Annotated in this window: 16 protein-coding genes; 4 read left to right on the top strand and 12 right to left on the bottom strand. The window is 70.6% G+C overall.

Annotation, left to right across the window (positions count from 1 at the left end):
* Positions 1 to 50: 50 nt before the first annotated feature.
* The 6 genes from ACG83_RS25095 to ACG83_RS25120 all read right to left on the bottom strand — a co-directional run bounded on the left by ACG83_RS25095 (position 51) and on the right by ACG83_RS25120 (position 6,831).
* Positions 51 to 1,256, bottom strand: coding sequence for an amidohydrolase family protein (locus ACG83_RS25095; protein WP_054568735.1), 1,206 nt, complete (start codon positions 1,254 to 1,256; stop codon positions 51 to 53).
* An 85-nt stretch (positions 1,257 to 1,341) separates the two neighbouring features.
* The gene (locus tag ACG83_RS25100; protein WP_235498169.1) at positions 1,342 to 2,055 is read right to left on the bottom strand and encodes a TetR family transcriptional regulator; all 714 of its coding nucleotides are present in this window, start codon (positions 2,053 to 2,055) and stop codon (positions 1,342 to 1,344) included.
* Between the two features lie 502 nt (positions 2,056 to 2,557).
* Positions 2,558 to 2,899 carry a 4Fe-4S binding protein gene (locus tag ACG83_RS25105; protein WP_054568737.1) on the bottom strand — a complete coding sequence of 114 codons (342 nt, stop codon included), beginning with the start codon at positions 2,897 to 2,899 and terminating at the stop codon, positions 2,558 to 2,560.
* A gap of 523 nt (positions 2,900 to 3,422) precedes the next feature.
* Positions 3,423 to 4,154, bottom strand: coding sequence for a 5,6-dimethylbenzimidazole synthase (bluB, locus tag ACG83_RS25110; RefSeq protein ID WP_235498170.1), 732 nt, complete (start codon positions 4,152 to 4,154; stop codon positions 3,423 to 3,425).
* A 50-nt stretch (positions 4,155 to 4,204) separates the two neighbouring features.
* A complete protein-coding gene (locus ACG83_RS25115; protein WP_054568738.1) occupies positions 4,205 to 5,353 on the bottom strand; it encodes a thiolase family protein in 1,149 nt (382 codons plus the stop codon).
* Between the two features lie 323 nt (positions 5,354 to 5,676).
* On the bottom strand, positions 5,677 to 6,831 hold the full coding sequence (locus tag ACG83_RS25120; RefSeq protein ID WP_054569131.1) for an acyl-CoA dehydrogenase family protein: 1,155 nt from the start codon (positions 6,829 to 6,831) through the stop codon (positions 5,677 to 5,679).
* A 144-nt stretch (positions 6,832 to 6,975) separates the two neighbouring features.
* Here ACG83_RS25120 and ACG83_RS25125 point away from each other — a divergent pair, with 144 nt between their 5' ends.
* Both ACG83_RS25125 and ACG83_RS25130 read left to right on the top strand, forming a co-directional pair.
* Entirely contained in the window at positions 6,976 to 7,932 is a 957-nt protein-coding gene (locus ACG83_RS25125; protein WP_235498171.1) for an AraC family transcriptional regulator, read from the top strand.
* 34 nt (positions 7,933 to 7,966) lie between these two features.
* Positions 7,967 to 8,392, top strand: coding sequence for a VOC family protein (locus tag ACG83_RS25130; protein WP_054568740.1), 426 nt, complete (start codon positions 7,967 to 7,969; stop codon positions 8,390 to 8,392).
* Positions 8,393 to 8,441: 49 nt separating this feature from the next.
* Here the strand turns inward: ACG83_RS25130 and ACG83_RS25135 are convergent, their stop codons facing one another.
* The 3 genes from ACG83_RS25135 to ACG83_RS25145 form a co-directional block, all read right to left on the bottom strand.
* Positions 8,442 to 10,259, bottom strand: coding sequence for a carboxylesterase/lipase family protein (locus tag ACG83_RS25135; protein WP_054569132.1), 1,818 nt, complete (start codon positions 10,257 to 10,259; stop codon positions 8,442 to 8,444).
* 291 nt (positions 10,260 to 10,550) lie between these two features.
* Positions 10,551 to 10,757: a developmental transcriptional regulator BldC gene (bldC, locus tag ACG83_RS25140; RefSeq protein WP_006540950.1), complete on the bottom strand. Its 207-nt coding sequence runs from the start codon at positions 10,755 to 10,757 to the stop codon at positions 10,551 to 10,553.
* Positions 10,758 to 10,909: 152 nt separating this feature from the next.
* On the bottom strand, positions 10,910 to 11,746 hold the full coding sequence (locus ACG83_RS25145) for a hypothetical protein (protein ID WP_054568741.1): 837 nt from the start codon (positions 11,744 to 11,746) through the stop codon (positions 10,910 to 10,912).
* Positions 11,747 to 12,274: 528 nt separating this feature from the next.
* Between ACG83_RS25145 and ACG83_RS25150 the strand changes: the two genes are divergently transcribed.
* Positions 12,275 to 13,402, top strand: a complete 1,128-nt coding sequence (locus ACG83_RS25150; protein WP_054568742.1) for a Glu/Leu/Phe/Val dehydrogenase — start codon at positions 12,275 to 12,277, stop codon at positions 13,400 to 13,402.
* 370 nt (positions 13,403 to 13,772) lie between these two features.
* Positions 13,773 to 13,967 (top strand): DUF3073 domain-containing protein, encoded by a 195-nt coding sequence (locus tag ACG83_RS25155; protein ID WP_006540947.1) that lies wholly within the window; start codon positions 13,773 to 13,775, stop codon positions 13,965 to 13,967.
* Between the two features lie 684 nt (positions 13,968 to 14,651).
* On the opposite strand, the gene purM is transcribed toward ACG83_RS25155, so the two are convergent.
* From purM to ACG83_RS25170, 3 genes are all read right to left on the bottom strand, one after another.
* A complete protein-coding gene (gene purM, locus ACG83_RS25160) occupies positions 14,652 to 15,788 on the bottom strand; it encodes a phosphoribosylformylglycinamidine cyclo-ligase (RefSeq protein ID WP_054568743.1) in 1,137 nt (378 codons plus the stop codon).
* On the bottom strand, positions 15,785 to 17,548 hold the full coding sequence (purF, locus tag ACG83_RS25165) for an amidophosphoribosyltransferase (protein WP_054568744.1): 1,764 nt from the start codon (positions 17,546 to 17,548) through the stop codon (positions 15,785 to 15,787). The genes purM and purF overlap by 4 nt, the downstream gene beginning before the upstream one ends.
* Positions 17,549 to 17,923: 375 nt before the next feature.
* The gene (locus tag ACG83_RS25170) at positions 17,924 to 18,715 is read right to left on the bottom strand and encodes a sterol carrier family protein (RefSeq protein ID WP_054568745.1); all 792 of its coding nucleotides are present in this window, start codon (positions 18,713 to 18,715) and stop codon (positions 17,924 to 17,926) included.
* Positions 18,716 to 18,768: the final 53 nt, after the last annotated feature.

Here is an 18,768-nt window from a genome sequence, read left to right on the forward strand (position 1 = left end):
ACCCACGCTCGCCGGGTCGGGTGTGGGTGTGGGTGACCGGCGGATTCTGATCAGGTGCCGGGTAGCGGGTCGCCCATCCGGGCGAAACAGTCGGCGATGTTTCCGCCGAGGAAGGACCGGCGGGTCGCCTCGTCCAGTTCACCCAGGGCCGGGCCGTACAGGCCGATCGGGTCGGCGTTGCCCTCGCCGTGCGGGTAGTCCGATGAGAAGACGAGCATGCCGGGTAGCTGCGGCATCCAGCGGCCGAGCACGTCCCGGTCGCCGACGTCGATGAGGGGTGAGGCGCGGATGTGGTGGCGCAGCATCTCGACGGGCGAGCGGTCGAACGGCCACGGGCCGGCGGAGCCGAGGCCCTCACACCGGGCGAGCAGGAACGGAAGCCATCCGACCTGCAACTCCTCCGTCAGGATGGTGAGGTTCGGGTGGCGGCCGAGCGCCCCGCCGTACAGCATCGCGGTGATGAACAGCTCCGCGGCCTGGTGGTTCATGCAGTTGGCGTAGCGGAAGAACCCGCCGACGCCGACACCGCTTTCCGCCCAGCCCGCGTTCCCCCATCCGGAGAAGGCGGTCGGGGAGTTGCCGATATGAAGAACGGCGATCATTCCGAGGTCGGTCGCTGCCGACCAGACGCGGTCCCATTCCGGATGGGCCGGCGACATTCCGTTCACCGGCTCCGCGCGTACCCAGAACGCTCTGCTACCCCGAGCGCGCATCCGGGTCAGCTCGGCGACGGCGCCGTCGAGGTCGTTCCAGTTCAGCATTGTCACCGGCATGAGCCGGTCAGTATGGCCGGAGAGCCGGTCAGCGAGAAAGTCATTGAGCAGGCGCACCAGCTGGGACCGGTCGCCGTCCAGGTATCTGGGGAGGCTGGCGTAGACGCCCGGGTTGACAAGCGCCGCGTCGATCCCGACCTGGTCCATCCAGGTGAGCCGTTCCGCGGCACTCGCGGACGGGAACCTCGGGTCGACCGACGCGGCCGGATCAACCGCGGCGGACGTGTACGAACGGTTCGCTGGCGGGCTGTACAGCAGAAGCGCCTCGTCACTCGGCCGCGAATCGGCCGGAGTCGCCTCGCGCAGATCGTGGGTGAGCGCCTCGGCTACATACCGCCGCGCGGTCGGGAACTGGTCCGCGTAGGCACGTAAGGGATGGTCTTCAGCAGTGAACGCGACTTCGAAATGAGTATCGACATCCAGCACATAGGCGTCACGGTCGACAGCCCTTCCGGTGGCCGTCACGTCGTCGACCACAGTCATTCCAGGCCTCCCTTCTTCTGCTCCGTTGATGACGGAGTGGCCGAAAATCCCCCGAACGGAGCACAACATCGCTTCGGATTTTTAATCAATTCTCCGCCAGGGACGGACAATCCTGTCGGAGGACGGCGAAGGCCGCCCGTACGTCTTCTGCGGGGGAACGGTTGGCTCCCGCGGCCAGCCATCTGTCGGTGCCCAGCCGGAGGGCGCACAGCACGCTCCCGACCACGATGCGCGAACGGAAGAGGCCGTCGTCCGGCGCGGTGAAACGCGGCGCGATCTCCCGCGCGATGGTGGTCTCCCAGTCCACATATCTGGCGCTGGCATGTGCCAGCACCGCTGGGAACTCCGCCCGCAACTGGCCATCGAGGACCAGGATGTCGCGCTGCGCCTCCCAGCCCTCCTGGGTCGCCAGGAAGGCGTTGCACAGCGCGGCGAATGGCCCCTCCTCCGCTGGGCGCGCCCTGATCGCGGCCAGCGCGTTCTGGAGGTGCCCGTGGTGCGCTCCGGTGACGAAGCAGGCTTCCTTCGAGTCGAAATAGCGGAAGAAGGTCGACCGGCCGATCTCCGCCCGCGCGCAGATGTCCTCGACCCGGACGGCCGCGAGGCCGCGCTCCCTGACAAGGTCGACCGCCACTCGGGCGACGTGCTCGACGGAGCGTTCCTTTTTCAGGGCGCGCAGCGATTTTCTCGGCACGAACGTCGTTCCCGGGGCCGCCGCCTCGGTCGCCACGCCCTGCCCGCTCGTCATGAGCCCCTGATCGCTGCCGCTCAGCGTGGCACCTCCACCCGCACGTCTCATGTGGGACTCTGTCTCACATGAGAATTTGTGTCAACTGGGTTGAGGTGCCAACTGACCACCCGAGGGCAGCGCCGGGCGCGGGGAAAGCCGGGCATGCCAGCTACCTCGGCGACCGCCGACGAGACGGCGCGGGCGAGTTCGGTTGACTCGGCGAGGAAGTCAGCCCGGACGCCCCGCTGGCCCGGGCAGGGGAGCACGGCCGGCCGGCTGATCCGCAGGCCACCACGAAATGCCGGCTCAAGCTGGGCGATGTAAGCCGACCAGCGGCTGGCGGTGGTCGGCTGAGCTGGTTTGGGTACAGCAGGCCAGGGCGAGAATGGCCGTACCGGTGAAGACGGGCAGCGGGACGGATGCGTGATCGGGCCGTGTGTGATCGGGCCGAACGCGAGCGGGCCGCGCACGGCCCGGGACACGAGCGCACGAAGCGACCCGGGGACACGAACAGCCGAACACACGCTCAGCGGCTACGGCAGGCTGGACCAGGCTCCCGCTGCCCGCCTGGTCACTTCTTGAAGTTGGCGACGAATTCCGAGTCGGCGTCGATCTTTCCGACCACGGCCGCGCCGCCCGGGTCGTCACCGATCGGCTCGTCGCGCCCGGGCAGGATCTCGGAGAAGAAGAGCTCCTCGCTCCGGATGAACTCCTGCTCCTCCTCGGACACCATCTCGTCGAGCATCGCCGCTCCGACCGGACACCGCAGCGCGCACGCCCCGCACTCGGTGCATTCGTCGGGGTTGATGTACATCTTGCGCCCGCCGGTGTAGATGCAGTCGGCGGGGCATCCGCCGTCGAGGCAGGCGCCATCCTTGACGTCGATGCACGCGGAGGTGATCACAAATGGCATGACAGAATCGTCTCCAATCAGCCGAACAATGCGTCGGCAGGCCGGGCCACGGCGGATCCGCGACCCACTGCCAACGCACCTCGGCCGCCCCGACCGAAATGGGATCGACTCCGGCGAACCCGCATAGATTATTGGCGGGCGCTTGTCACACCGACGCTTCCCACGGTTAACGGCGGGTAACGAAGAAAAACAGTCGTGCCACGCAGATGATTTCTTTGTTCGGCGCCCACGGGAAAGAATTTCGGATTTCGGCTCGGTTAAAGTTATCCTCGCCTGAATCGGCTAGGCCGGGTGCGGCGACCGGGAAGATCAGCCCGTCGCCACGGTACCCGAACGGCCCTGGGAAGGCGGCGCGAATCCGCCGTCGGGTGCCATATCGGGTGCCGCCCCGGTGCCGACAGGCCCGGCGGAACCGGCCCACGCGGCCCTGGCACCGGCCCCCACCTGGCCCTCGCGCTTGCCCACGCGCCTGCGGCACCGACCTCGTCGGAGCCGAGCGGCGCCAGGCGCCCGCCCCGCGCGGCTACCAGCGCTCGCGGCGGATCACGACGTCCAGTGGACGGCGGACCGCCCAACCGTGTCGTTCGAGGTCCGGCGTGGTCTCCAGGTGGCTCACCGGACCGAGACACAGCCAGGCCACCGGGCGCACCCGCTCGGGTATGCCGAGCAGGTCGCGCACGAACTGCTCCCGGTAGAACGAGACCCAGCCGACCCCGAGGCCCTCCGCGGTCGCGGCCAGCCACAGATTCTCGATCGCCAGGCACACCGAGTACAGGCCGGCGTCCGCGATCGTGTTGCGGCCGAGCACTGCCGGCGCCCCGCGGTCCTGGTCATACGCCACGACCACGGAGAGCGTCGACTCCAGCACTCCGTCGATCTTGATCGGCGCGAACCGCTCCGCACGCTCGCCGGTGAGCGTCGCGGCGAAACACGCCCGCTCGTCGCTGACATGCGCGTGCATGGCAGCCCGGGTCTCCCGGTCCTCGACCAGGATGAAATCCCAGGGCTGAGTGAGCCCCACACTGGGCGCGCTGTGCGCGGCGCCGAGGATGCGGTGCAGCGCGCCCGGCGGCATCGGCTCACCGGTGAACTGCCCGCGGACGTCCCGCCGCCGCCAAATGACCTGGTAGAGGCCGGCGGCAGCGGACGGGACGGCAGGCGGACCTGGGGCTCCCAGGTCCGACGACGCATCCGACAGCAGATCGGATGGCGAATCCGAAGGCGAATCGGACCACATCGAAGACGACGAGATCACGGCAGTTCAGCTCCACTCCGGCGAATCGGGTCAGGGATTCGCGAGGGGGCTCAGTTCGCGACGAGCTCCACGATCGCCGCGTTGGCGGTACCGCCCCCCTCGCACATGGTCTGCAGGCCGTAGCGGATGCCGTTGTCCCGCATGTGGTGGGCGAGCCGGGTCATCAGGATCGCGCCCGAGCCGCCGAGCGGGTGCCCGACCGCGATTGCCCCGCCCAGCGGGTTGACCAGCTTCGGGTCGGCGCCGGTCTCGGCGAGCCAGGCGAGCGGAACCGAGGCGAAGGCCTCGTTGACCTCGAACGCGCCGATGTCGCCGATCGACAGGCCCGCGCGGGCGAGCACCTTCTCCGTCGCCGGGATCGGGCCGGTGAGCACCAGCAGCGGGTCGGAGCCGGCGACCGCGGCGCTGTGGTAGCGCACGATCGGCTTAAGACCCAGCTCACGTGCCCGCTCGGGGGTCGTGACCAGCAGCGCCGCCGCACCGTCGGAGATCTGCGAGGAGTTGCCCGCGTGGATCAGGCCGTCCTCACGCGCGACCGGCTTGAGCTTGGCGAGCTTCTCCGGGGTGGTGCCGCGGCGCAGCCCCTCGTCGACGGTGAACGGCCCGGACTCGGTGGGAACCGCGAACGTCTGCTGCTCGAAGGCGCCGGCGTCGATCGCCGCGGCGGCCCGCTCGTGGCTCAGCGACGAGTACTCGTCCAGCTGCCAGCGGGTGAAGCCCCACTGTTCGGCGATCCGCTCAGCGCCGATGATCTGGTTGAAGTCCGAACCGTCGTACCGCGCCTTCGCCGCCGGCCCGTACGGCTCACCCATCTGGCGGGACGCACCGAGCGGCACCCGGCTCATCGACTCGACACCGCCGGCCACGACCAGATCCTGCTGGCCGGCCATGACGGCGAACACGGCCTGGTCGAGCGCCTGCTGGCTGGAGCCACAGGCCCGGTTCACCGTCACCGCGGGGACGGACTCGGGCCACCCGGCCGCAAGCACCGCGTACCGGCCGACGTTGCTGGACTGGTCACCCAGCTGGGTGACACACCCCCACTGGACGTCGTCGACGAGAACGGGGTCGATCCCGGTCCGGCTGATCAGCTCGTTGAGCACCATCGCCGCAAGATCCACCGGGTGCACGCCGGCCAGGGAACCGTTGCGCTTGCCAATCGGCGTACGCACCGCCTCGACGATCACTGCTTCCCGCACGGCCGTCCCTCATTTCTCGTCCCGGTGCGTCGGCGCGCCCGTGGCGATCGGCGCCGAGCCCGCGCCATGTCGAACGATCGGTTGGTCGACTGATCGACCTGATCGTTCCATCGTTCGATCGATGTGTCGGCTTGCCGGCCGATCGGCTTGTCGACATTCTGCCCGTTCCACCTGTTCCGCCGGCATGCCAACGGTGCCACAGTTCGACGTCCGATGTCCCGGTTGCACGGCCCGTCCCGGCGCCCACGGTGACAAGAGGCACATCACGGCGCACCGCGGCGCTCGGGCTCCGGCCCGGTCTCGCTCGGGGTGCCGGCCCGCGGTCAGGTGTCGAGGCCGCCACGCCGGATGAGCTGGCCGACGATGACGTTGCGCTGGATCTCGTTCGTTCCCTCGCCGACGATCATCAAAGGCGCGTCCCGGAAGTACCGCTCGACGTCGAACTCGGTCGAATAGCCGTAGCCGCCGTGGATGCGCACCGCGTTCAGTGCCACCTCCATCGCGGTCTCGGACGCGAAGAGCTTGGCCATGCCGGCCTCCATGTCACAGCGTTCGCCGCTGTCATGGCGGCGGGCCGCGTACAGGAGCAGCTGACGGGCCGCGGTGATCTTCGTGCCCATGTCGGCGAGGTAGTTGCCGATCGACTGGTGCCGCCAGATCGGCTGGCCGAAGCTCTCCCGTGCCTGCGCGTATCGCAGCGCGTCGTCGAAGGCGGCCCGCGCGACGCCGGTGGCCCGCGCTGCGACCTGGATTCGCCCGATCTCCAGCCCGGTCATCATCTGGGTGAACCCGCGCCCTTCGACACCGCCCAACAGGGCGGTGGCCGGCACCCGTGCGTCGTCGAAGACCAGCTCGCAGCTCTCGACGCCCTTGTAGCCCAGTTTGGGGAGGTCTCGCGACACCGAGTAGCCCTCCACCCGCTCGACCAGCAGGATGCTCATCCCGCGGTGCGTCGGGGTCGCGGCGGGATCCGTCCGGCACAGCAGTGCCACGAGGCCGGACCGGCGCGCGTTGGTGATCCAGGTCTTCGAGCCGTTGATCAGATAGCCGTCGCCGTCGGCCCGCGCGACGGTCCGCATCGCCTGCAGGTCGGAGCCACCGCCGGGCTCGGTGAGTGCCATGGTCGCCCGCAGCGCCCCGGTCGCCATCGACGGCAGGTAGCGCTCCTTCTGCTCGTCGGTGCCGAACGTCGAGATCAGCTTGGCGACGACGCTGTGCCCGCCCATCGCCCCTGCCAGGCTCATCCAGCCGCGGGCGAGCTCCTCGGTGACCATCGCGTAGCAGGGTGTGGAGACCTTGCCGAAGCCGTACGGCTCGGGAACCGCCAGGCCGAACACCCCGAGCTCCTTCATCTGCTCGATGAGCCGCTCGGGGTAGGTGTTGGCGTGCTCCAGCTCCCGCACCACCGGCCGCACCTCGCGGTCGACGAAGTCACGAACGGTGGCGACGATCGCCTGCTCTTCGGACGACAGCTCCATCCGGCAAGTCTTTCGCACCATCGCGCCGCGCCGCGCCGCCACGCGACCGATGCGACAGATGTGCCGGTCCCGGGCCGACCGGACGTCGACACTGAGGCGGTGGCGCAGGAGCGGGTCGGGCAGGAGCCTGTGGAGCAGGAGCCTGTGGAACAGGACCCTGTGGAGCAGGTCGACGAGCATGTCCGGGTCGCCCCGGCACCGGGCCTGCGTCCCTATGTGGCCTGGTACAGCGGCTACCGCCAGCGCGGGCTTCCCCCCGCGGTGCACCGCGGCCTGCCGTCGCCGGCCCTGACCCTGATCTTCACGCTGGACGAGCCGCTGGTGCTGCTCGATCCGCCCGGTGCCGGCGCGCGGCGGCGCAGCTTCGACTCCCTGATCGCCGGGCTGCACACGGCGCCCGCGCTGATCACCCACCAGGGAGCCCAGTCCGGCGTCCAGCTCGCGCTGCGCCCCCTCGGCGCGCGGGCGCTGCTCGGGCTGCCCGCCGGCGAGCTGGCCGCGCTCGACCTGCCAGCTGATGCCGTTCTCGGTGGCGCCGGCCGCCGGATGTCGGATCGCCTGCGGGAGGCCCGCGGATGGCCCGGGCGGTTCGCCGTTCTCGACCAGGAGCTCACCGGCCTCGTGCGGGCCGACCGACCACGTGCCGGACGGTTCGGAGAGGTCGGACGGGTCGGGCAGATCGAGCGGGAGGTGCCTGCCGAGCTGCGCCACGCCTGGAACCTGCTCCGGCGGGGTCACGGCAATGTCCCGATCGCGGTGATCGCCGCCGAGGTCGGCTGGAGCACCCGGCATCTGAGCGACCGCTTCCGCGTCGAGCTCGGCCTCACCCCGAAGGCCGCCGCTCGGGTGATCAGGTTCGACCGGGCCAGGAGGCTGCTCGTCAGCCGGGACCGTCGCTGGCGGCTCGCGGATCTGGCCGCCGAATGCGGCTATTTCGACCAGGCGCATCTCGCTCGTGACTTCCGTGCCCTCACCGGGTGCTCGCCGAGCGGATGGCTCGCCACGGAGTTCCGAAACGTCCAAGCCGACGGCTACGGGTTCGACGAATCCTTGGACGGGCCCGGTCGGTCCAGTCCTGGGACCGGAACCGGAACCGGCTGACCACCACCACCGCACGGAAGGACATCCCACGCACATGAGCGACACCCGCGACACCGCGCCGTCTCCCCAGGTCTGGCCCTGCCTGCGTGCCCGTGACGCCCGGGCGCTGATCGACTTTCTCGCCGCGGCCTTCGGTTTCGAGGAGGTCGTCTGCTACGGCCCCGACGGTGCCGACGGCCGCGTCGACCACGCCGAGCTCGCCTGGCCGGAGGGTGGCGGGATCATGCTCGGCTCGATCCGCGACGACGCCGACACGTTCGCCCTGCCGCCGGGAGCGTTCGGCGCCTATGTGGTCACCTCGGACCCGGACGCCCTGTGTGAGCGGGCTCGGGCCGCGGGTGCGCAGATCACCGCCGAGCCGCACGACACCGACTACGGGTCGCGCGACTTCGCCGCCCGCGATCCCGAAGGCAACCTGTGGTCCTTCGGGACCTACCGCGGCGCCGCCCGCAAGGCCTGACGTCCCGCGCAGAGCCTGACCGTCCCGCAGAGCCTGACCGTCCCGCGCCCTATTTCCAGAAGTCGCAGTGGTGCTCGGCCTCGTAGCCGGGGCGGGCCTCGATCGTGCCTGGTTCCAGCACCAGCCGGTCCGGGGTCGTCGCGGTTCGCGGCACCGGCCAGGCGGGCCAGGTCGGCAGCGTCCGGAGGGCGCCTTCCCCCTGGCCTCCGGACGAACCGGCCCGGGAGGCCACGTTCGGATCACCGGTGGCGGCGAAGCGCGTCCAGTAGGTGAGCATCGCCGCGGACAGCTCGCGCTCAGCCGCCGTCGTCATCGTCGACGTCGACGATGACGCACGGTCTGGGAACAGATAGGTCATCTCGCCGGAATGAGTGGCGCCGGTGCCGTTGTCACTCAGGAACGGGGCGAGGCCGGGGACGTCGAACTCGTACAGGAACGCCCGGGAGCCCGACCCGACCAGCAGATCCGCCGTGCGGGCGGTCGGGCAGGCGAACGACCGGTCGGTCATCACCTGGGCCAGGCGCTCCCGGGCCGAGACGGCGCCGGCCGGGTAGGCCGCGAGCACGGCGTCCGCCCGGTCCGGCAGCTGCTGGCGGATGATCTCGGCGTACCGCTCGGCGGTGAGCTTCTGGCCCGGGTCGTAGCTGACCGTGAAGGCACGCCCCTCGTCCCGCACCGTCCCGAGCAGGACCGGTACCCGGGCCGCCGAGCCGGCCGCGAGTGCCTGCTCGGGCGGGCGGGGGAGCGTGCGGCTTCCGGTAACGGGTGCCCATCTCGGGCCGGTCAGGACGTCGACCTGCCCACCGGCGGCCATCAGCCGGTCGACGGGGACGGCCCGCAGGCAGCTCAGGACGGTGGCGGCATCGGTGCAGCCCACCTGCGCGGCGAACTCCGCGCCGGTCCGCTCCGCGGTGGCCATGGTCGGCAGCGGCCACAGGCAGGGTCCGCTCTGCAGCAGAGCGTGTTGGAACAGACCGCGTGCGGACGGTGCGGCCAGCAGCGTGCAGGCGTTCACCGAACCCGCCGACTCTCCGAAGATCGTCACATTGCCCGGGTCACCGCCGAAGGCGGCGGCGTTGTCCCGGACCCAGCGCAACGCGGCGATGAGATCCGCCACGGCGTAGGAGCCCGCGTCACCGCCGGACTCGGTGTTCAACGCCGGCAAGGCGAGCTGCCCGAGCGCGCCGAGACGGTAGTTCACGCTGACGATCACCGCCGGGCCGGCCGCCGCGAGCGCCGAGGTGTCCAGTTGGTTCGCGGTGCCGGTCGTGAAGCCACCGCCATGGATCCACACGAGTACCGGGCGGCCCGCACCGGCCTCGGGGGCCCCGCTCGAGCCCGAGGTCCGCTGCGCTGTCTGCGGTGCCCGCGCAACGGCGCCGGGCGTGGTGGTCACGTTCACGAACAGGCAGTCCTCGGCGGCACCGCCGACGGCCAGCTCGCCGGACTGCGGGCAGGGTCGGCCGCGCACCGACCCGTCCCGGGTGCCCTGCCAGGGCTGCGGCGCGGCGGGCGCGCGCCACCGCAGGTCGCCCACCGGCGCGGCCGCGTAGGGCAGGCCGAAGAAGGAGACGACGTCGCCGCCGTGGACTCCGCGCACCCGGCCGCCCGTGGTCGTCACGACGACCGGCGCGGAGCTCGAACCCGCACCGCCGCGTTTCGTTCCCGGCACGGTGTGCTCCTGGGAACCGTCACCGCAGGCTGGGCAGAGCAGCGCGAGGAACGCGACCAGCACCAGGAGCAGTAGCGAGCGCGGCCGCTGCGACCGCTGCGGCACGGGCAGCAGGGGCAGCCAGCCGGTGCGGACCGGCCGCGACCGCCGGTGCACCTGGTCCGGCGCGCACGACGCGTTCGATCCCCCCGTCATGACGGACAGCCTCACCGGCACAGACGTCGAACGCAAGATCACTAACGTGCGACACGGTATATGCGGCTTTGTCCGCCGAGAAACGTACGAAACCGACGGATGACAGGGCTGCCATCCGTCGGTTTCGACAATGCGAATCGCCACCGCCCTCCCGGAGCGGTGGAGAATTCACCGTTATGGGACGTCCGCTCAGGTGGCGGGTCCGGTCCTGTGTTCGAGAGCTCGACCGGGCGACCACCGAACGCCTGGATCTACCAGGACGCCTCCATCAGCGCCGGCATCGTGGCGCGCTCAGATGTCACTTCCGATGCTCGGAACTCCCTTCAGCAGGGCGCGCACCTCCGCCTCGCGGTACCGGCGGTGACCGCCCAGAGTCCGGATCGAGGTCAGCTTTCCGGCCTTCGCCCACCTGGTCACGGTCTTCGGGTCCACCCGAAACATCGTGGCTACCTCGGCGGGTGTCAGCAGCGGCTCGGCATCCGGCGTTCTCGTCGTCATTGCGTTGGCCTCCCGTCACAGAGCGTCGCTCCGTCCCATACAGATCGTGCATCCTTCGGGGGCATTTCGGACATGGCACGTCAGGACCATCTGCTGACTAGTCACAGCTCGTCCGAAGCGGAGGGCAACGCTGCGCTAACAGGAGGCTCCGATCAACTGGCGGATTCCCGTGACTGCAGGGGTCTCCACCTGATCAGCACGCGTTCGTACGCCTCGACCGCAAGGTCTGTTCGCCCTCGGCGTAACGCGCTGACCGCCTCGACGATGTCCTCGACCGAGCTGTCGCTCCTGAGCATGTCATCGTCCAGCAGGTCAACTAGTCCGTCGTAGTCCAGTTCGACCCTGCTCTGAGGATGGAAGGACCCCAGCCAACGGGCCAGCTCGGCGACGCCCTCGATCGCGGGGGCGTTCGCGTTGTCCGAGCGGAGCGTCTCCATCGCCTCCACCGCGCGACCGACCCGGCGGCGGGCGAGGCTCATCGTGGTCCGGTAGACCATCGAACGATCCGACCGGTCACCGGTGATCAGCGAACGCTCGGTCGGGTCGAACAGCACGAACCAGGTCGCCGGGACCATCCAGGTGCAGCTCTGCACATGAAGCTTGATCTCGGGGCGGCGAGCCTTCCACCGGTCGAGCTCGGTCTCGGCCGGATCGACCAGCCGGCGCGGCAGGAACGCCTCGGCGACCCGTTCCGGCATCAGGCCGCGGAACTCCTTCGCGGCCTGCCACACCCGAAGCTGGGTCGACCACGGGCACACGAACATCAGCCCGTCCACCCACTGGATGAACGCGGACTCGTCGGCGACGTCCAGCGACGGGCGCACGGTCGCGACCAGCGCCACCACCCGTTCGCGCCGGGCGCCGGCCCGCGAGGAGGGCGGACCGGAGGCGGAGGCGGCATAGCGCTGCCACCGGACCCGGTCCGGCGGCGGGAAGGCCGCCAACGGCTCGTAGATCCGCAGGTACGCGGCGGGCGAGACGACAGGCACCCTAGATCCCGGTGCCCGAGGAGGCGGCTACCGGCATGGCGGCTACCCGGCCGGGTGCGGACATGCCGCTGGATGCTGGCATGCCTCCGATCCTGACACGGACCGCGGCGGTCACGGGCCCGACGGCGATGAGAGGTCCGGCATCTCTGTCGCCGCGCTGCCACTGCTGTCGAGCAAGACCCGAGGGCCGTGGTCGCGGGGGAGCCGGTCGCGGAACCCCGAGCGTCGGACTTCCGCCCGATGCCTCCTTCCGCCCGATGCCTCTACTGCTGCGCAAGAAGCGAGGATTTCGGCTGCTACAACGACCAGGATCTTCACCCCTTGCACATCACCAAGTGGCCACGCGCCCCGCTTGCGGCTGTTTGGTGTGAATTGCTGGCGGACGGTGCGGCGGCGGGCTGCGTCGTAGTGTTCGCCGAGAGCGGCCGGTAGGGGTCCGCGGCCCTCGGAAACATCCCGGGCGGCCTGTGGGCCCCGGCCCAGTCGGGGCGCCGGCCCGTGGAGCGTCCGGACCAGGAGGGCTCAGGCATGTCATCAGATCCGCACGGGCTGGACCTCGGCACGTCCACCGTCGCCTCGTCGGTGTTCGACGTCGCGGCCGAGCACGAACAGGTGGTGTTCTGCTCCGACCAGGCCAGCGGCCTGCGCGCGATCATCGCCGTCTACTCGACCGCGCTCGGCCCGGCGCTGGGCGGCACCCGGTTCCACGCCTACCCGGACGAGGCGTCCGCTCTCACCGACGCGCTCGCGCTCTCCCGCGCGATGGCCTACAAGGCCGCCTGCGCGGGCCTGGACCTCGGCGGCGGCAAGGCGGTCATCCTCGGCGACCCGACCCGGGACAAGACCGAGGCGCTGCTGCGTGCCTACGGGCGCTTCGTCGCCTCCCTCGGCGGACGTTACATCACCGCCTGTGACGTCGGCACCTACGTCGAGGACATGGACGTGGTGGCGCGGGAGACCCGCTGGGTGACCGGGCGATCCCCCGTCCACGGCGGCTCGGGCGACTCGGGGGTCCTGACCGCCTACGGCGTCTTCGAGGGCATGCGTGCCTGCGCCCGGCACAGATGGGGGACGCCGTCACTGGCCGGCCGCCGCGTCGCCGTCAGCGGAGTCGGCAAGGTCGGCCAGCGCCTCGTGGAGCACCTGTTGGCCGACGGCGCGACCGTTCTGGTCAGTGACATCGATCCGGCCGCCGTACGGCGCGTACAGGAGCGCCACGACGAGGTGCTGCCGGTGGCCGACCCCGACGAGCTGATCCGGATGGAGGTCGACGTGTACGCGCCCTGCGCGCTGGGCGGCGTCATCACGACTCCCCTGGTGCCCGAGCTGCGGGCGGAGATCATCTGCGGCGGCGCCAACAACCAGCTCGCGGACGCGGGCGTCGACAAGGTCCTCGCCGACGCGGGCGTGCTCTACGCGCCCGACTTCGTGGTCAACGCCGGCGGCCTGATCCAGGTCGCCGACGAGATCGAGGGGTACTCCCCCGAACGGGCCAGGGCCAGGGCCGCGCGGATCTTCGACACGACCAGCGACGTCCTCGACCTCGCCGCGGCCGAGGCGGTCACCCCGGCCGTGGCCGCCGGGCGGTTCGCACAGCGGCGGATGGCCGACATCGGCCGGCTGCGCGGCATCCTGCTCCCCGACCCGCGCGCCTGACCAGCGGCCCACGGGCTCCGAACGTCCGCGGCGCCCGACGCCAGCACCGTGGTGCGCGCCACGCCGAAGCGTTCTGCGCTCGCCGGTCATGGCTGCACCTGTCACCGAACACGCCACCACGGGCGGGAAATCGTGATGATGACCACATCCGACAGGCCTCCTACCAGCACCGCAGCGGGCCCGCGTGCCCACTGTCAGGGAGGTCCGGGGACCGCCGGAGGGCCGCCGATGATCTCCCGGACGCTGTCCGTCGACAGGTAACTGTCGGGTTGGCGTGCCGAGTAGGCTGCGATCCCTGTAGTCTCGGGAAGCACGAGACAGTGAGAGCACCGGGGCGGGTCCCCGTCGTCATGTTCGAGGGGGTCGAGCCATGGGGCGCGGCCGAGCGAAGGCCAAGCAGACGAAAGTCGCCCGCGAGCTCAAGTACAACTCGCCCACAATGGATCTCGACCGATTGAAGGCGGATCTGGGCGCGGGTACCTCGCGGGAGACCGAGAGCGACGAACCGTACTCGGATGACGACTACGGTTACGACTCTTACCTGGACGATGAGGACGAGCGCTAGCACCGCTCGTCCCCCTGACTCCGGGGCCGCCCCTGCCGATGCCGCTCGTCCAGGAAGCTCTGGAAGAGCAGAGCATGGCCACCTGGCCTCAGGTAGCCATGGGCATCGGCATCAGATCGTGTCCGGTACGCCCGCCTTGTGCGGGCACACCGGGCGCCGAGCTGAGGTTGGGCAGAGCCGCCGGTGCCGCGCGCTTCGGCGTCGTCTTCCGGGTTTCCGAAGGGCAGCGTCATCCCGGCCAGGGAGGATCGCCACGGCGATGCTCCGCGCCCGGCGATGGCCTGGCAGTTTTTCATGATCGGCGACCGCAGCTGCAGCGCGCGTGGGAAAATCTCGAGCAACGGCGGATCCGGGGTCACCGACACCGACTTTGGCCTGGCCATCCCCGCCCACTCGCCGCAGGGCAGTCCACCAAGGATGCCACGCCGTCACGCAGCGTTGACGATTCACCTTAAAAACGACAAAAGTCGCGCAGAGTCGCCTGACCACTCGCAAGAGTGGAGGATTTTGGTCGTTATAACGACCAAAATCCGCCGCTCTTGTCAGGCGGCAGCCGCAGCCCGTAGCTCAGGGGTTCGCGCCACGCCCTGCAGCAGCAAGGATCCTCACTTCTTGCCGATCACCAAGCGGCTCCGTGCCCCGCTTACACCGCCACCGTCACCGCCACCGCCACCGCCGGAGGCATCAGCGATGCGCGCCGACGAGGCGGGCCGCACCGGCGTCCTGGGTTCCCCCTTCGGACCCTTCGGGCAGCGCCTCGATCTGCCCGGCGATCCAGGCGTGGACGCCACGCTCCTCCAGCGTCCGCACCGCCGTCTCCGCATCCGCGGCGGCAACGATCGCAACCATGCCGACGCCCTGGTTGAACGTGGCTTCCATGTCGGCTTCGCCGACGCCCCCGCGCTCGGCGAGGATGCCGAACAGGGCCGGCGGAGCCCAGGTGGACCGTTCCACGGTGGCCACCGCTCCGGCCGGGATGACCCTGGCCAGGTTCGCCGCGAGGCCGCCGCCGGTGATGTGGGCGAAGGCATGGACCTCGGCCGCCTCGATCACGGCGAGACAGTCCCGGGCATAGATGCGGGTCGGGGTCAGCAGCGCCTGCCCGAGAGTGGTGCCCAGCGCCTGCTCGTACCCGGCCAGAGCCGCCCTCCCCGCTTCGGAGACGCCTGCGGGCTGGTCAGGAACGGCCGGACCGAACAGGATGTGCCGTACCAGCGAGAAGCCGTTGGAGTGGAGACCGGATGACGCCATCGCGACCACCACGTCCCCCGGCCGGACCAGCTCCGGCCCGAGCACGGCGTCGGCCTCGACTACCCCGACCCCCGTCGCGGCCAGGTCGTAGTCGTCGATTCCCATGAGCCCGGGGTGCTCGGCGGTCTCCCCGCCGACGAGCGCGCACCCCGCCTGCTCGCAGCCGGTGGCGATACCGGAGACGATCGAGGCGATCCGCACCGGCTCAAGGGAGCCGCAGGCGATGTAGTCCAGCAGGAACAGCGGCTCCGCGCCGCAGACGACGAGGTCGTCGACCACCATCGCGACCAGGTCGATGCCCACCGTGTCGTGGACGTCCAGCGCCCTGGCGACCGCGATCTTCGTCCCGACCCCGTCCGTCGACGACGCCAGCAGCGGGCGGCGATAGCGGGCCACGTCCAGCGCGAACAGGCCGGCGAACCCACCGAGCGAGCCGACCACCTCGGGTCGGGTGGCCCGGGCGACATGCTGGCGCATGAGCGCGACGGCCCGGTCGCCGGCCTCGACATCGACCCCGGCGTCCCGGTACGAGACCGAACGCCCGTTCGGCGGGCCTGCGCCGTTCGTCAAAGCGAACCTCCAGTGGTTCGGGTCGGCACGAGCGGAACGGCGGCGATGTCGGCCCCGAGGTCCGTCCCGAGGTCCGCCTCAAGATCGGCTTCGAGGTCGGCGTCGTGGTTGTCCGGCGACGGGTCGGCGCCGTTCATCCCCAGCGTCACCCGGGCCTGTATCGCCTGGGCGATGACCTCTTCCGTCGTCTGCGGGCCGAACGACTCCAGGCGGTACTTGCCCAGCTTGTCGGTGTCTGCCAGCGGTACCGGATAGATCCCGTCGAAGCAGGCCCGGCACAACGAGTCGGCGGGCTGCTCGGAGGCCTCGATCAGCTCGTCGAGAGAGACGTAGGCCAACGAGTCGGCGCCGAGCGACTGCCTGATCTCCTCGACACCGCTGCCGCTGGCGATCAGCTCGGACCGGGTGGCGAAGTCGATGCCGTAGAAGCAGGGCCACCGCACCGGCGGCGACGAGATGCGCACATGCACCTCGGTCGCTCCGGCCTCGCGCAGCATCCGGATCAGGGCCCGCTGGGTGTTGCCGCGGACGATCGAGTCGTCCACGACGACCAGGCGGCGCCCCTCGATGACGTCCCGCAGCGGGTTCAGCTTGAGCCGGATGCCCCGCTGCCGGATGGTCTGCGACGGCTGGATGAACGTCCGGCCGACGTAGGAGTTCTTGACCAGGCCCTCCCCGAACGGGATGCCGGAGGCCTCGGCGAAACCGACCGCGGCCGGCACGCCGGACTGCGGCACCGGGATCACCAGGTCCGCCTCGGCGGGAGCCTCCAGCGCCAGCCGCCGCCCCACCTCGACCCGGGTGGCGTGCACCGACCGGCCGCCGATCGTCGTGTCGGGCCGGGCGAGGTACACGTACTCGAACAGGCACACATGCCGGTCGGCCTCGGCGAACCGCAGCGAGCGCGGGCCGTCCGCGTCGATGACGAGCAGTTCCCCCGGCTCGATCTCGCGGACGAAGGTGGCGCCCACGATGTCGAGGGCAGCGGTTTCGCTCGCGACGATCCACGCGCCGTCCGGGCGGCCGTCGAGCTGCCCCAGCACCAGCGGATGGATGCCATGGGGATCACGGGCGGCATACAGCGTCGACGCGTCCGAGAACGCGAGCGAGAACGCGCCCTTCAGCTGCGGCAGGACGTCCATCGCGGCCTCGGCGAGGGTCGGCCCCGGGTGGGCCGCGAGCATCGCGGTGATCAGGTCGGAGTCGGTGGTGGCCCCGAGGCCGCGCTCCCGTTCCCCAAGCACCGAGGCGAGCTCGACGATATTCGTCAGATTGCCGTTGTGACCGAGTGCGATCGGCCCGCCAAACGTGGCCGTCCGGTACGACGGCTGGGCGTTTTCCCAGGTGGACGAGCCGGTTGTGGAATACCGCGTGTGACCGACGGCGACATGCCCGGAAAGGCTCCCCAGCGTGATCTCGTCGAAGACCTGGGCGACCAGGCCCAGCTCTTTGAAGACCACCACGGTGCGACCGTCACCGACCGCAATCCCGGCGGCTTCCTGGCCTCGGTGCTGTAGCGCGTAGAGGCCGTAATAGGTGAGGTTCGCCACGTCCTCGCCGGGCGCCCAGACGCCGAACACCCCGCAGGCGTCCCGAGGGCCCGGATCGTCGTCGAGGAGGTCACTCCCAGCCAGATCACTCCCAGCCAGGTCGCCGCGAGCGGACCCGTCACGGCCGGGGCCGTTGTGGTGTTCCGGTGGACGAGCGGAGGTCGACTCCCGGCTGTTCGCGGAGTCGTCGCTGCCTGCGACGTGTGGCACCAGGTCTCCTAGAGAGGTCAGGGTGACCGAGATGTCGGGATAAACGGATCGGGTTCAGGGTGGATATGGCAATTCCCGGGACGCACATGACAACGCTCACATCAACGGACAGCCACGAGAAGCACCTCGGACCACCCGACGTTCACGCCCGGCCCCGACTCCCCACATAACCACGCTAGCAGCGGCGACGCCGATCAGCCGGCCGAGCCGGATCTCACCACCCCAACGCCAGTGAAATCACAGCGGAAACACCACAAACACCGCATCGGACGCCTTCGGTTCGCTATATCACGCAGCCAGGGCCGACCGGCGCCACAAGCCGTGAATCGCCGGGTAGCGGTGGGAAGCAGGCCGCGTCGGCGGCCACGCCCGCACTCACCGCCAGCTGGGCAGCGGTAGCAGAGAGCGGAGATCGGCCCGTTCTCCGCTTGCCCGGACCCGGCCGTCCGCCACCGCCGTCTCCCAGTCGAGCCGGCCCGTCGCGACCAGGACGAAGGCCACCGGCTCGGCCTCGACGACGTTCGGCGGCGTGCCGCGGGTGTGCCGGGGGCCCTCGACGATCTGCACCGCGGCGAAGGGCGGCACCCGCAGCTCCACCGAACGCCCGGGGGCACGCTCGGCGAGACTGGTCGTGAACAGCCGCACGGTCACCCTGAGTGCGGAACGCACCGGTGGGACACCGAGATCCAGGCCGTGCAGGACCGCCTCGGCGACGGCATCGGTCAGGAACGGGATCAGGTCCGCCCGCCCGTCCGGGGTGAGCGCAGCGCGGCTCACAAGCTGATCCTGGGCGTCGCGCTGTTCCAGGCGCAGCGCGGTGAGATCAGCGGTGGCGGCCGACACGGCGGCCCGCACCATCGCCCGCGGCCGGGTCTGGTCCGAAACGGCCGCCCCCGGCGCAGCGGCCCCGGAGACCACCGCGGGCGACGCGGGCAGCGCAGGCGACGCGGGCAGCGCAGGCGACGCGGGCAGCGCAGGCGACGCGGGTTCGGAGGCCAGGGCGGTGTGCAGGGCGAGCGCACTTCGAGCGGCCCGGTCTACCAGGTCGCCGACGGTCAGGCCGGGCCGCGCCGACGGCGTGGCGAGCTCCAGGTCAGAAAGGCGCTCGACGTGCTCGGCAAGCAGCTCCCACTGCTCGACCAGCGAGCTCGGCAACGTCAGGTCCACCCGGGTGGGGCGATCCCGGGCTGGCCGAGTCGCACCAGCTCGGCCGCCTCCCC

It is taken from the genome of Frankia sp. R43, assembly GCF_001306465.1.
Lineage (GTDB): Bacteria > Actinomycetota > Actinomycetes > Frankiales > Frankiaceae > Parafrankia > Parafrankia irregularis.